This is a genomic window from Rhodoferax sp. ZS1R8, from assembly GCF_056521325.1.
Genome location: NZ_JBWMBA010000009.1, coordinates 1 through 13,154 on the forward strand (window position 1 = coordinate 1; position 13,154 = coordinate 13,154).

The window sequence follows — 13,154 nt, forward strand, 5'->3', positions numbered from 1 at the left end:
ATTGGGTATATTCCACCGGCCGAGGCTGAGGCAAACTACTATCGGCAACTCGCCGAGAAGACCGAAACCCCGGTTTCACTTTAACTAACTGGCCTCCACGAAACCCGGGGCGATTCACCCAGTCCCTGAGCCTAATATCCCTGTCAAACTTATTCAATAGCTCCACCATAGTCAGCTGAGGTATCTCCCGATGCTTCCTCTCCGTATAAGGAACAAGCTGCTCAACAAGGTCCAGGCAAGCCTCATACCGTTTCCTGCGCTCCGCATCAGTCAGGCCAACAACATACTTTCCATCTATCTCCCTGGCTACAAACTTGATCTGTGCCCCTGGCAAGGCGGCAGGAAATGGATCCCGCGGAAAGTCCTCAGGTATGGCACCCGCGATGCTTAGTTTGTCTGCTCCCGACTCAGGTAATTCGTTTGCCATGGCGTTCTTCCTAAATTGTTGTGTGTGCATCCGACTAACGTCGACTGCGCTATTGCCCGACCCACCAATGCGCAAAGTCCAGCAAGCTCCGATGGGTTGAAGTGACCTTGTCCAGGTCCTCGCCTGTATTCGGTGAGCCCGTCTCGTTACGCAGAATCAAAGCGAGATGGATATCGAGATGAATACCCGACATATACGGCAAGAAGTCATCTACAAACGCGATCGGCTTCAGTTCGAGCAAAGCACCAGCCTTAGGACTTTGGGTGCCACCACCCTTGTCCGTTGCAATCACCCTGTCAATCGGGAAGCCCTGTGCACGCAGGTTTTTTAGGCGGGCAGCCTCAAACTCCTTTGGCAGCGCCGATACACACACCAACTCGAAGCCCGCCGCGCGTAGCACGTGGCAAGCGTCCAATGCGCCGGCCATGGCTGGAAGGGTCTCCCAGAATTGGGTATCGAACACACTGCGAAACTGAGCCAGCTGCTCGCCCTCAACCCTCTGTACATTCCATCGATCTAGTGCCCAGTAAGCGTCGGGATCCCTCTCCTTGGGATAGACACCGAACGCACGCTCCCATGCGCTGGCATAGGCGAGGTTGTAGTCCAGCAGGACACCGTCGGCATCAATTGCAATGATCTTTTGATTCATACATCACCACTTTCATTCAATTTTTAGATTTTCTCTTGCGAGCGCTTGACCGTCAGTAAGCATGTCGGACACAACGCCTGCTTAAGTTGGCTTCGCACCCACTACCAAGGCTTCAGACGGGTGAAGCCCCGCATGGCGCGCAACCGCAGGAAGGCGCGCGTCATATCTTTTTCCTGGGTACGACTGGACACCCGCACCCAGCTTGAGAAGACATACCGCGCATCCGGGTCGGGGATGGGCGGCCCCGCCAAGCGATACACCCTCCCCGACTCCGAAACCGCGCATAGTGCATCCAGATCCAACTGAACAATTGGCGTAGTCATTCGCCCATGACCATGCACCCGCCCCACCAGGTGACGGGTGCGTGTGCCGTGCTTGTCCTTTGCTTGGAGCACGCTCCAGCGGATCATGTCCGTCACCGGGGTTTGCATGGGGGGGTGGGATAGTTGGAGGGGCGGAGGTGGAGTGAGGGCTGATCAATTTTTGTGGCTCGGGTAGCGCTGGGCCTGGCATCAATCATCCCGCACCATGTCTTCGCACAAGGCACTGTCGCGGTCACACAGTGCATTGGACCATTGGCCTTTGCGGGTTTCGACGCGGGTGCCCTTTTGCAACTTTGTAATCCCATGCACGATGAAGCTGTGCTGTTCGGTGTCGATCTGGGAGTCGATGCCGAGGTTGCCAACAAAGAGGATGCGTTGCACCGTGCCTTGCACGACGGGTACAGTGGAATCGTCCCAGTGGCGTATCACCCAAAGCACGAAAGGCGTACTCAGCATCACACCCAGTAAGGCGGAAGCAAACAGGACCAGGATCGCGTCCGACAGAAAGGACGCATTCGGTCTTTTACCTGTACTCTGATCGCCCGGCTCACAGTCATCTTCAGCGAGGTAGTCGATGAGATCCTCTGCGGAACAACATCTGGGCTTTGATGTTCCGGTAGTTTCTGATGTGTGGTTCTTCATCGATTGCTCCTGTTCAATGGGTTATGGTTAGATGGGTTCGCTCTTTGTCATGGGCTGCAGGGCCCGGTGTCACATCAGCTGCACGCACTGATGCTGCGCAGTGCAAAGGTAACGCCGGTTATTGCCACGGGTCTCCAGCGTGAGGTCCTCCAACTTCTTGAGGCTGGCTCCATCGCACAAGGAATAGAAGCCCTGATCGGTCTCTACCAAGGAGCGGGTCAGCCATCCGCCGGTCTGCGTCACTGCCATCACACGTCCCGCCGGTTGAACCGACTGGACAGTGCTGTTAGTTCCATGGTCCAAGAAGTACGCTGCAACGCCCACTACAGAAAGGCACAGCGTGCCCAACGCAATCAACACCACCATGGTGATGACGACGAAGTCCTGCGTATGTTTGATCACACGATCGACTCGGGTGTTAGGTTTCACATCGTTCAGATCATTTGCCATGGGACTTCTTTCCGCGCAACGGCTTGGGTCCGCTGGTTTTGGCAGGTGCAGTCTTGCCTGCGATGTCTTTAAGGAACATTCGACCTGAGCCCCAGTCTTGCACCGGGGTCTCCAGTTCCTTGACCATGAGTTGCAGATGCACATAGGCCACAACACCCTTGTCCCGCACGATCAGCAGCAGTTCTTGGTCCTCGAGTTCGCGTGCGCTTTTCAGTAGCGCTGTCTCGCCGATGATGGCTCGAAGCGGCGCTGGTAAAGCCAGCATCGCGAATCCTGCAAGGTCGTGCACCATGGCGGCGCTGGGTTGGGGGAGTTGGGCTCGTAGCGGTTGGGACACATTTTCAGGTCCAGTACGGGATGGAAGTGATAGGGTCACAGCCGGCTTTTTGTGGCGCGGCGGTGAGGCCTTTACGGTTTTGGTGGTGGTCTTTTTGGTCGTCATAGTCGTGTTCGTAAATGTTTTGACAAAGCCCTCCCCCGACCTGCTTGAGATAGGCCTCAGAGGGTTGCGACGGGTTATTCCAGCAGTGGCTGGCATGGTTTCAACAGGCCAGCGGTCCGCGCTACGGCGGATGCATTTGGGGGTTCCAGGTTGGCGCGCGTCTATTCATAGCTGGATCGGGAAGCCCTGCCCGTCCCCGTCGTCCTCAAGCGCCTGATAGAAGCCCATAGGCTGGCTACCCTGGTTCTTGAGCCGCAGTTCTTCTCGCAGGAGAAACAGCAGCTTCTCGCTTCGGTCAACGTGCGTGGGTGTGTCTATGGGCGCAAAGGCCAGGCGTCGCTGCACGCAGGCAAAGTCGCCGGGGGTTAGCCCCTTCAAACGGGATGCGGCCGTCAGCTTCTCATCGCCGGGTACTACGTCGATGGCCTCGCACAACTTGCTGAAGCCCTGGCGCAATTGAGCGGGCGTCAACACATCAAACCGGATCTTGGCGTCCATGCGGCGCAGCACGGCGCCATCCAATGCGTCCAGCCGGTTGGTGGCCAGCACCACGATGCCGTCAAAGTCGCTCAATTGCTCCAGCAGCTCGTTGACCTGGGAGACCTCCCAATTGCGGACCGCATGATCCCGGCTGGCCAGCAGGCTGTCGGCCTCGTCGATGAACAAGACTGCGTCGTTGTTAACTGCAGATTCAAAAGCCTGGTCGATGCGCTGCTCGGTTTCCCCCACCCAGGGTGACAGCAGATCGGAGGCGCGCTTCTCCAGTAAGGGCTTGTCCAGCAACCTGGCCAAGGCATGGGCGTATGCTGTTTTACCGGTACCCGCCTCCCCGTACAGAAGAACGCGAGCCGAGCCACAACGACACATGCCCGCTGCGAGCGCCAGCAGGTCTTCACTGGCCTGGACGGAATTCGCATCCCATTGCAACCGGGCGGCAGGACGCTTCAGACGGCTTGTGTGTTTGCCCGGCAAACGGCTGCACAGCCAGTGGCGACAGTTGTCCCAGTCCATAGGATGACCCGCCCCATGGGCACGTTCCACGACCACCGCCAGGCGGTCGATCAAGGCCGGCGTCAAGGTTGACACGTCAGCCCAGCGGGCAAGTTCTGCCGCGTCCGCTGTGCGTCCCAGGCGTTTCTGCAGCATTGCTAGGCGCACCGAGCGTGGCATTGCCCCAAAGGCGATCACCGTATCGAAACGGCGCATGACGGCGGGATCCAGGATATCCGGATGGTTCATGATCCAGATCACCGGGATGCGGCTGTCTTCGATCAGCCGGTTCAGACTGGCCCGGTGGTTGGCCATGGTCACCGCAGATGGATCACCACCTAGGGTGGCAGAGTCTCCCCCTGCGCGAAACACATCGTCCGCCTCGTCAAAGACGATGACACCCCCGGCCGTGTTGCGCAGCATACTCAAGGTCAGCCGCAAGTGGCTGAGCCGGTCCTCACCGCTGAGGGCGGTGCCGCCTTCATCCAGCACCACCAGTTCCATCGCGCTCACCGCAGTGATGGCACTGAACTCCGTCAGCAGCGCCCGAACCCACTCGGTCTTACCCAATCCAGGCGGGCCGCTCACCAGGAGGTGGGTACCGCGGTGGGCCGGTGTTTGCAAAGCAAGCGTACCAGCGTCACTGCCAGCCTTGGCCGCGAAGGCCTTGGAAGCGTTCAAGGCCCCAGCCAGCCAGGCACGGGCGAGTTGGTTGTCCAGCTGCATGTGCTGGAAATCCTGAAGGCCCAGTGTGGGTGGGACCAGGGGTACCACCAAATTGGACAGGATCAGGCCGGGATGGTCTTCATGGACGGGGATGCGCTGCCCCAGCACCCGCGGTACTTTAAGTAGCCGCTCCAGCGTGTAGTCACCATGGGGGTTCACCGCCACCAGTCCACAACGCAGCAGCCGGCTATCGCGCAGCAGGGCCGGAGTAACCTCCGATAGGGGGCGGTTCAATAGGGCACTAAAGGCTTGGGGCAACTCTGCGATTCCGATTTCGCCCCAGGTGGCAACGGCCAAGCGCAGGGGCCGAAAGGCCCGCATGGCGACCGCAAACTCGAAGATCTCGTGCTCTACGCCATCCAGACCGGCGCTGTCAGCCAGCCATTGGATGGTGTGCAGCATGCTGCAGTCGTCCGCCGGCACGGTGAGGCAATCCGCCAGAACCATGGTCTGGGTCAACTCGAAGGCGCCCTGCAAGGCCTGCTGCACGTCCTGCACCCTGGAGGCTGGATCAGCAAGCGAAGGAACGTTGAGCAGGTCGGCCAGCACGCCCATGCGGGGGCTACCCGGCTCACAATATGCGGGCATGCCACCAGCACCCCGCAGGATGCGCAGAGTCCAGCAGACCAGTCGACCGCGGTAAGCCAGTCGTGCGGGGGTGGCGGTGGGACCTGTCCAGTCCTCCTGTACGCGGGTGCGGCTGCGACCGAGGGATCCGTCATCTGACAATTCGAATATTGACATGGGTGGTTCCTTTATTGCGGCATGGCCATGTAGACCTGGTTTTCGATACGAAGCAGGTAGATGGCTTGCGGGGTTTCGATGTGGACCGAGGTGATGAGGCGCGCGTCCTTGTCGCCGCTGTTGGTGCCTTTAGCACTGCCCACCGGTTTGCCAACATCGCCGAAATTGACGCCTCCGTTCAGACTGGCGATGGCCTGGCGACCCAGGATGGCGACCAGCTCTGGCGGGACACCCACGATCTGCATGCCTTGCGTGAAGAAGGCGTGCAAGGGCTTGCCTTGGCGTGGGCCAACGCGTGGGCCAGGCTTTGGGCAATCTTGTGACGGGTCGTGTTCAAACCGGACATCGTGGATGTCCTTGAGCGCCGTGCTGGAGTTGGCGAACTTGAATGCGAAGTGGGGTTTCATACGGTTAGCGTTGGCCGTTTGTTTGGCGGAGCGCCAAGCGGTTGCGTAGTTCCATGACCGCCATCAAGACCCGCTGCTGCAGGCATTGCACCGTGATGTCCACCATCTCGTCTTCGTTACCCCAGCCCAGGCAGTTGCGCAGGTTGGACGCCAACACCTCATCCTGGTTGGCTAGCTTGCGCATGGCATCGCGTGCCACCGAGCAAATCACATCCCGGGACGAGTATGGTGCTTCTACGGTCTTGCCCAGCAGCAGTTCGATGCCGGAGACCAGGATGGCGACATACAGAGTGTCTTGTGTCCGCGGTCCGGCAAAGGCCCGCTTGCTGCCGGCTTGCGCGACTGCACGCAGGCGGTCAATGGGAAGTCGCTGGAGCTTCGGGCCCTCCGCGCACAGTAGTGTCAACACCCGGTTGACGTCCCGCTCCTGCATCACGCTGCGGATGAAGTCGCGCAGCTTGCTGTCTTGAACCAGATTGATGGCGCGGCGGATCAGAACTTGGGGATCGATACCAACGACCAGCTCCACGACATCCTCCACTTTGCGCACCGGGGGGCGGTCCTGTGGCTGGCGCGGCACCTTCTGGGCGAAGGGGCGCGGGTAATGCTGCGGGTTCAGCAAGGCCAGCGCATTCAGGGCCGCGATCTTATTGAAGGAAGTAGTGACGGAGGTAGGTGTGGTTTTCATAAAAGGGGCCTGGTGTTTAAAGGTGCTGATGAAGTTTTAGGCAAAGCTCTCCCCTAACCCGACGCGGATCGGATTTGAAGTGGCCAGGGTTTAGGGTGGTGGCTCGGGTGTCGTGGGCTGCTGCCGCCCGCGGTTAGACGGAAGCGCAGCCGGGCAACAGCACTACGGTGGATGGACTGCCGGCATGGGCGGTGGTGTGCGGGTCATTTGCGTGTATTCCTTGGTGTCTTCAGTTCAAGCTATCAGAGAGTTCGTTTTGCGCAAGTGGCTATTTGCAGTGTTTTGGGCAAAGCTTTTCCCTGACCCTGGGTCTGCACACTTGCAGGCTCCAGGGTTTGTGGAAATTGGCGGAGTTTTAGCGGTTAGCTCAGTTGCATGGGGGATGCGCTTGCATCCATGCTCGCAACGGAGACACCCACTGCGGGGGTGGTGGTTGGGCGTCTTCGTTGGAGCCCATGCCACCCTCGTCGCGGTGGTTGTTGGATCTATCACTTACCGCTCCGCCTGTGCGTGTATAGCTTGGGTGGTGCATGCCACGCAGTTTGGGCACGGGTTGAGGCGTAGCTTCCTTGGCGGGGACATAGATGGTGGTATTGCTGCCCGGCAGCTTTTGCTCAATCAGTGGCCCTTGCGCCATTTGACTGGCCAGCAGGCGCTCCATGGCTGATCCGTCCTGGCGGGTGAGGTTCGGTACGTAACGGCTGTAAACGCGGAATAGCATCTCCGTGCTGGTATGTCCCAGCTGTCGGGCAATCCACTCGGGTGCTTCGCCGGAGGCAAGCCACAACGTTGCCGCGGTATGGCGCATCTGGTATGGACGCCGAGCAGTCAGGCCCAAGTGGCGTAACAGCGGATACCAGACCCGGTCAGAGAAGTTTTTGTTATCCAGTGGTTGTCCGGTCAGGTTGCAGAAGACGTACTCAGACTGTTTACCGGTCGCTTCGAACTGCGACTTCAGCGCATCGAAGACGGGTTGGCTCATTTGAATGTCACGCTGGCTGCCATCCGTCTTGGTGTACTCGTCTTCACCCAACACAAAGGTTTCGCGGACACGGATGATACGTAGATCGAAATCCACGTATTTCCATTTGAGGCCATGGACTTCGCCGGTGCGCATGCCGGTCAGGAAGCGCGTGGTGAAGTAGCTTTTGTAGTCGGCGCGTGCGGTTGCAATGATGCGCTGCACGTCGACCAGGTTAAACGGATCCACATCGGTTTTACGCTGACGCAGTTTTTTGATATTGGTCATGGGTGACGTAAACTCAAATCGGTCGGCGGCTTCGTTCAGGATCTGGCGTAGCAGACCCATGATTTCATTGATCCGCTTGGGTGAGAGTCCAATTTGCTCTCCGCGACCTTTAACTTTGGCGAGTGTGGCGCGGAATTCAAGAACATCAGACTTGGTGATGCTGCCGACCACCTTGGCCCCGAAGTTGGGGACAAGGCGGCCGTTTAACGTGGACAGCAACGACTTGATATGGCTGCGGCGCCATTCGATGCTGCGCTCGTCTACCCACTGTGTGGCGAAGTCTTTGAACAGGGGCTCCACGCCCATGCTCACCGTTTCCAACTTGCCATTGACGAATTGGTCAATGTTCAGAGCAGTCTCTGTAGGAGTGGCGGCGCTTTCGATTACCTTGGCTAGGCGTTTCAGTGCCTTGCTGTTGGGAAAGTAGTTGGCGTAGACGAAGGTTCCTGCAGCGATCTCGGATTCGATCTTGGCCAGAATTTTTTCGAGCTTCTTGCGGTTGGTAGGCGTTTCGGGGAGCAAGGTATATTCCCTGCACCGATCATCCATGTACCGGAAGTCGAAAAACAGAGCCCCATTGGGCTTGTGTACTCGGATACTAGGCATGCAACATGCTCCCATTGGCCATCGGGATGCCTGCCATCAAGGAGGATTGGGAAACCGCCATACCCTTCATGTCTCTTTGTATAGTCTCCCATACGTACAGAATCTTGCGACCTCCAAATGGGCGAAAGTAATGCACACCCTCCAGCAAGACACTGTCTTTTAGCCGCTCCCGAATGGTGCGCACGTCGTACTTGATCCGGACCGCAAGTTCGTCAGTGGTCAGGTAGGTCGGGTCTTTCCCGTGTTCATTAACTGTTTGCATAAGTGGATCTCCATTGCGTAAAACGTTACACTGGAAGATCATCTTCCACCGATTTGATGAAATTTAATCTCCCAAAGATCATTATGCATGGGATTTGCGAAATTTCAAGTCAAATTGGCCTTCTGAAGATCATTTTATTTAAAATAAGATCATGATACGTTGCCACTTCGCCCGTTTGCTTGGCGAGCGAAAGCTAAAAATTAGCGACGTTGCCAGGGATACCGGCATCAACCGCGGCACGCTTACGCGCATGTACTATGAGACTGCGGAACGGATTGAGTTGGAAGTGCTGGATCAGCTTTGCGACTACTTCCAAATAGATTTGCCAGAGCTGTTAGAGCGCACCGCACCAGAAGACTCGCCCACAGTTCGACCCTGAGGTGGCTAGTGTTTGATTCACTATAGAGAGAGACTAGAGGAACTGGTTTTTCGCCTTGCGACTGGGCCAGACCCGGGTCTTCAAGCAGAAGCTGAGGGGACCTGATTGACTGGGTCAGCTAAGGATTGTTGGATGCCCCGCCGGGCTGGCGCGCCATTCGTGCCACGATCATCAGCGGCGGATGGGCGTCACACCTTAACTGTGGCGACACTCTGAAATGCAAAAGTCGGTTTGCCGAAAGATCCAGGCTGCGGTGTGGCAATCGCGCTATAGTCCCCCACCGCAGTGGAACCATCGATATTGCATCGTGGTCCGACTCGAAACAAAACACAGAAAGAACTGCCAACTTGAAGAGCGTGGGGTTTGAATCAGAAGCGCAATTGGTCAAGGCTATCGTTGTGTGCGTCAATCGCGCGCGCAGACGGGAGTATCGGATAGAGCTAGAAGTTGACGCTGGCGTCGGCATTGCCGACCTGGTCTTGGCTAAGAGGGCAGCGGGCAGCACCAAGGCGCTCCTAGCGCTAGCGAGTACTACACCGCGGCTGGCGATCCTACTTAATCATGATGTTGCCGCCGCAATCACTTCGCGTGAAAGCCTGGCTAGTTCGCTAGGGACCACGGAAAGCAGTGCGCAGCGGGTGCTCGCTCAAATGGCTGCCGCCGGGCTTGTGTCTGGCACCTCGAAAACCCTTTCATTGACAACCATCGCGACGCTACCCTTTGAGAGGGTTATTGCTGTTGAGGCCAAGCTCAGCGAATGGCGGCGAGTGCTGGTGCAGGCTTACAGAAACCTGCAATTCGCCGACGAGTCATGGGTTGTCCTTGACCATGCGTGTGTCCGGCCGGCTCTAGCACAGTTGGATCGCTTCCAAGCTGTCGGCGTGGGGCTCGCTTCAATGGACCGTAAGCTGGGTCTGTTTATTCACCAAACTGCAGCTTGTGTCGGTCCCATGAGCCCTACCAAGCGTTGGCAAGCCCAGGCGGTATTGGCGGCTAGGACCGTTGTTCGGCGCCAGCTCTCAAAACGTACTTAGTGCATCTTGCCACGCGGCTAAGTGACTAGCTTGACCGTGTCGCTCCAATTGAACTCTTGGCTCCAGCGTGCGATACAGCCTGAGTGCCTCGGATACTTGCCCCTGCAGGAAAGTCCGCCGCTCATTTAAGGTCATGCCACGCAATTGGTTCACATGCGCCTGCATGTTTAGGAAGTAGTGCTTATAGAGAGCCGGTTGATTGAACGTGGGATCAACGGGCTGTGAGAGCGCTTGCTCTGCCCAATCAGTCTCGAGGTATACCTGCCGCCACACCTCCGGTGCGTAATCTCGAATCCGTTTAGCATCCTCAAACTGCACCCAGTTCATCAGACCTGCAAGGTAGATGCGCGCCTTAGGACCGCGGCGCTCACCGTCGGACTCGACGAACTTGTCGACCGAGAAGATGCGAGTGTTCTCAAAGGTCCCCATTGTGATGTTGGGATCGCCGATGGTTGAATACAAGATGCCTTCGGTATTGGTGTAGCCGATTGTCAACTTTAGCCCCGTGGCCATTACCTCACGAAAGAACCGTAGGGCCTCGCGGAGAAATTCAGCGTCTTGAATCTGCTTCGTGTCCCGCACATGCTCGTACATCAGATACAACTCGTCTACTTGATGAAATGAGGTGATCCAGTCAAGCAGCATCTTCCGCCAGCTGGGGTGACGAATCATGGATGCCTTGACCGCCAGTGAGAGACATAGCGGTCTATTGTTGCCCGCGGCGTCTATGAACGAGTTGACGGAGAACTCACCTTGCATTTCGAAGTATTCCGGATACATCTCATCGAGGAAGCGAGTAGGAACAACCACCTTCCTAAACCCCTGTTGCACTTGGAAGTCGACGCAAGCGCTCGCGACTTGTGCTGCGTGTTCCGCGTAGCTTCCGGTCTGGAAGCCCCCTTCAACTTGCTCTGGGAAGAAGGGATACGACAGGAGTTTGACCTTGCGCGAGTTTGGCAAGTAGAACTGGGGATCGAAGAGTGAAGCAGCGCGGGTGGCTGGCTCCAATTTCTCTACGGTGTGCTGCGCTTGATGTAACGGACTCAGGATGAGACCGTCCCCACAGCCCTCATTCTTGAACGATTCGATATTCCAGACAGCGTTGTGTCCAACTTGATGGAGCAGTCCTAATGGCATACGCTTCCTCCTTTTAGGTCTTTTTTATGGATTGACCGCACAGCGCCTGCAGTTCCTCGACAAGGATGTCGGGCGTGCGATGACGCTTGAACTGCTCTTTCTGCATGGCCTTCACGACGAAGTCCGAGAAGACCTGCGATGCGTTCGACATCGTATTCAGCGGTTGCGGATCATGGCGAAGAGTAGCGTTTTGAACTTCCCACATATCCATCTTTGGGTCGGAATGGAAAGGCTTGACACCGGACATCAGCTGGTACATCACGACGCCGATGGCGAAGAAGTCGGCTTTGAAGCAAATTAGCGACTTGTCTGCCGCAAGCTGCTCTGGGGCAGCGTAGCCAGGAGTGTGTGGTGCGATATAGCCGGTCTTGGTCAAACCTGGCGCGCCGGTCTCTCGCACAATGCCGAGGTCGATGACGACTACTTCACCGGTGCTGCGGATGAGCACGTTTGCCGGTTTGATGTCACGATGCACGTAGCGCTGCGCATGCACCCACAACGGCATCAACGCGTTAGTGATTCCGAGGGCGAGTTCCGAGATACGTTTCTCGTCGCCTAGGTACTGATCGCAGATGTCGCCCAGCGGGTGGCCTTCAATGAACTCCTCGACGGTCACGTAAAGCCGCTCAGCGAGGCGCTCATCGGTGACTGGGTTGTCGATGAACAAGTTGGCGTAAAGCAGCTTTGGGAAGTTGATGGGACGCACTGCGGCGAGAATGTCCACTTCAGCTTGCAACCGCGCGATGGTGTCGGGATCGGCGCCGGACACGACCTTGACTACCACGTTACCCCACGCCTGCCATCCGTAAAGGAATGGATGCTCATCCGGGTCATCACCAGTGGGCTCCTCAACGTCTTCAGGAATCAGTGCGTCGTCGAAGCGCGCCAAGTACACCACGCGCTGCCCAGATGGGGCCAGTGGTCGGTCGAGAACGAGACTCGGCAGGCAATCGGAGAGCTCAGCACGCAGTCGCGGTGAATCGGTTGGCAAAGCGCACCTCCCTGGGTCTTATGATTCTTCGACAACCCGGCAGTAAGCCTCAGGCTATCTTGTGTAGCCGAAGATACCATAGCAGGGAGTAGGCTCCGTAACGCGCGACGTAGGCGGGCGATATCCGCACGCGCAGCAGCCGGCTGCATCTGATCGCGCTACTGGGCTTGATATTGCGCAGAATCGTTAGCTGGTCAATGGCTCCGAGATGTCGGCAGCGCAGGTGCGGGCGGCCTCGCAGATGGCTATCGCGAAGCGCAACCCCAATGCCGGTCTGATCGCGCATTCAGACCGCAGCACAATAGACCAGTGCGGAGCATCAAGCATTATTGAAAGTTTGACTGGCTATGACCCAACGGTCACACTCAATATTCCCCAATCCACGATGGGCTATGGCTGGGCTACTGCCGGGCTATTTTTGGGCTAGAAAGCAAAACGCCCACATTGAGTGGGCGTTCACTGTCAGCGGAGACCGCTTACTGATTGGTTGCGAGAGAAGGATTTGAACCTCCGACCTTTGGGTTATGAGCCCAACGAGCTACCAGGCTGCTCCATCTCGCGGTATGTATCTATTATAGCTTATTCTGCAGCTGTTTCAGGATTTACTTCGGCTGTATCGGGACGATCAACCAATTCAACCAGAGCCATGGGTGCATTGTCGCCAACGCGGAAACCCATCTTCAGAATGCGGGTGTAGCCACCTGGGCGGGCCGCGAAACGGGGTCCCAGATCGTTGAACAGCTTGGTTACGCTGTCACGGTCGCGCAGGCGGTCAAACGCCAGGCGGCGGTTGGCAACGGTAGCTTCCTTGGCCAACGTGATCATGGGCTCAACCACGCGACGCAGTTCCTTGGCCTTGGGCACTGTGGTCTTGATGACTTCGTGTTCGATCAGCGAGTTCATCATGTTGCGCAGCATCGCCAAGCGGTGCGAGCTGGTGCGGTTGAGTTTACGTAGTCCGTGTCCGTGACGCATGGTAAATTTCCTTTGAGTTTTAAATGGGCAGCC

17 protein-coding genes and 1 tRNA gene are annotated in these 13,154 nt (G+C 57.3%); 3 read left to right on the forward strand and 15 right to left on the reverse strand.

All coding sequences use genetic code 11. The features are described 5' to 3' along the window. The 11 genes from AC097P_RS22460 to AC097P_RS22510 form a co-directional block, all read right to left on the reverse strand. The coding region (locus tag AC097P_RS22460; RefSeq protein ID WP_479612672.1) for a hypothetical protein at positions 1–427 on the reverse strand (427 nt) is incomplete at its 3' end. Between the two features lie 49 nt (positions 428–476). Further along, positions 477–1,076 (reverse strand): HAD family hydrolase, encoded by a 600-nt coding sequence (locus AC097P_RS22465; RefSeq protein WP_479612673.1) that lies wholly within the window; start codon positions 1,074–1,076, stop codon positions 477–479. A gap of 101 nt (positions 1,077–1,177) precedes the next feature. Beyond that, the gene (locus AC097P_RS22470; RefSeq protein WP_479612674.1) at positions 1,178–1,507 is read right to left on the reverse strand and encodes a hypothetical protein; all 330 of its coding nucleotides are present in this window, start codon (positions 1,505–1,507) and stop codon (positions 1,178–1,180) included. 81 nt (positions 1,508–1,588) lie between these two features. After that, positions 1,589–2,041 (reverse strand): hypothetical protein, encoded by a 453-nt coding sequence (locus AC097P_RS22475; RefSeq protein ID WP_479612675.1) that lies wholly within the window; start codon positions 2,039–2,041, stop codon positions 1,589–1,591. Between the two features lie 69 nt (positions 2,042–2,110). Then, entirely contained in the window at positions 2,111–2,491 is a 381-nt protein-coding gene (locus AC097P_RS22480) for a hypothetical protein (RefSeq protein ID WP_479612676.1), read from the reverse strand. Continuing rightward, positions 2,481–2,933, reverse strand: a complete 453-nt coding sequence (locus tag AC097P_RS22485; RefSeq protein ID WP_479612677.1) for a hypothetical protein — start codon at positions 2,931–2,933, stop codon at positions 2,481–2,483. Before AC097P_RS22485 ends, AC097P_RS22480 begins: the two co-directional genes overlap by 11 nt. A 165-nt stretch (positions 2,934–3,098) precedes the next feature. Beyond that, on the reverse strand, positions 3,099–5,393 hold the full coding sequence (locus tag AC097P_RS22490) for an AAA family ATPase (RefSeq protein WP_479612678.1): 2,295 nt from the start codon (positions 5,391–5,393) through the stop codon (positions 3,099–3,101). 11 nt (positions 5,394–5,404) lie between these two features. Then, positions 5,405–5,800, reverse strand: a complete 396-nt coding sequence (locus tag AC097P_RS22495) for a hypothetical protein (RefSeq protein ID WP_479612679.1) — start codon at positions 5,798–5,800, stop codon at positions 5,405–5,407. A 4-nt stretch (positions 5,801–5,804) separates the two neighbouring features. Beyond that, positions 5,805–6,488 (reverse strand): hypothetical protein, encoded by a 684-nt coding sequence (locus tag AC097P_RS22500; protein WP_479612680.1) that lies wholly within the window; start codon positions 6,486–6,488, stop codon positions 5,805–5,807. 367 nt (positions 6,489–6,855) lie between these two features. After that, positions 6,856–8,343, reverse strand: a complete 1,488-nt coding sequence (locus AC097P_RS22505) for an Arm DNA-binding domain-containing protein (RefSeq protein WP_479612681.1) — start codon at positions 8,341–8,343, stop codon at positions 6,856–6,858. Next, complete coding sequence (locus AC097P_RS22510) at positions 8,336–8,605, reverse strand: hypothetical protein (protein WP_479612682.1); 270 nt, start codon at positions 8,603–8,605, stop codon at positions 8,336–8,338. The genes AC097P_RS22505 and AC097P_RS22510 overlap by 8 nt, the downstream gene beginning before the upstream one ends. A 151-nt stretch (positions 8,606–8,756) precedes the next feature. Between AC097P_RS22510 and AC097P_RS22515 the strand changes: the two genes are divergently transcribed. Further along, on the forward strand, positions 8,757–8,984 hold the full coding sequence (locus AC097P_RS22515) for a helix-turn-helix domain-containing protein (RefSeq protein ID WP_479612683.1): 228 nt from the start codon (positions 8,757–8,759) through the stop codon (positions 8,982–8,984). A 347-nt stretch (positions 8,985–9,331) separates the two neighbouring features. Then, positions 9,332–10,018 carry a hypothetical protein gene (locus tag AC097P_RS22520; protein WP_479612684.1) on the forward strand — a complete coding sequence of 229 codons (687 nt, stop codon included), beginning with the start codon at positions 9,332–9,334 and terminating at the stop codon, positions 10,016–10,018. On the opposite strand, the gene AC097P_RS22525 is transcribed toward AC097P_RS22520, so the two are convergent. Then, positions 10,004–11,155 carry a hypothetical protein gene (locus tag AC097P_RS22525; RefSeq protein WP_479612685.1) on the reverse strand — a complete coding sequence of 384 codons (1,152 nt, stop codon included), beginning with the start codon at positions 11,153–11,155 and terminating at the stop codon, positions 10,004–10,006. The two genes, AC097P_RS22520 and AC097P_RS22525, sit on opposite strands and share 15 nt — an antisense overlap. A gap of 13 nt (positions 11,156–11,168) precedes the next feature. After that, positions 11,169–12,146 carry a serine/threonine protein kinase gene (locus AC097P_RS22530; protein WP_479612686.1) on the reverse strand — a complete coding sequence of 326 codons (978 nt, stop codon included), beginning with the start codon at positions 12,144–12,146 and terminating at the stop codon, positions 11,169–11,171. 241 nt (positions 12,147–12,387) lie between these two features. On the opposite strand from AC097P_RS22530, the gene AC097P_RS22535 reads away from it, so the two are divergent. Beyond that, the gene (locus tag AC097P_RS22535; RefSeq protein WP_479612687.1) at positions 12,388–12,573 is read left to right on the forward strand and encodes a hypothetical protein; all 186 of its coding nucleotides are present in this window, start codon (positions 12,388–12,390) and stop codon (positions 12,571–12,573) included. A 57-nt stretch (positions 12,574–12,630) separates the two neighbouring features. Here AC097P_RS22535 and AC097P_RS22540 read toward each other — a convergent pair. Beyond that, positions 12,631–12,707, reverse strand: a tRNA-Met gene (locus AC097P_RS22540). Between the two features lie 18 nt (positions 12,708–12,725). Then, complete coding sequence (rplQ, locus tag AC097P_RS22545) at positions 12,726–13,121, reverse strand: 50S ribosomal protein L17 (RefSeq protein ID WP_479612688.1); 396 nt, start codon at positions 13,119–13,121, stop codon at positions 12,726–12,728. Positions 13,122–13,154: the final 33 nt, after the last annotated feature.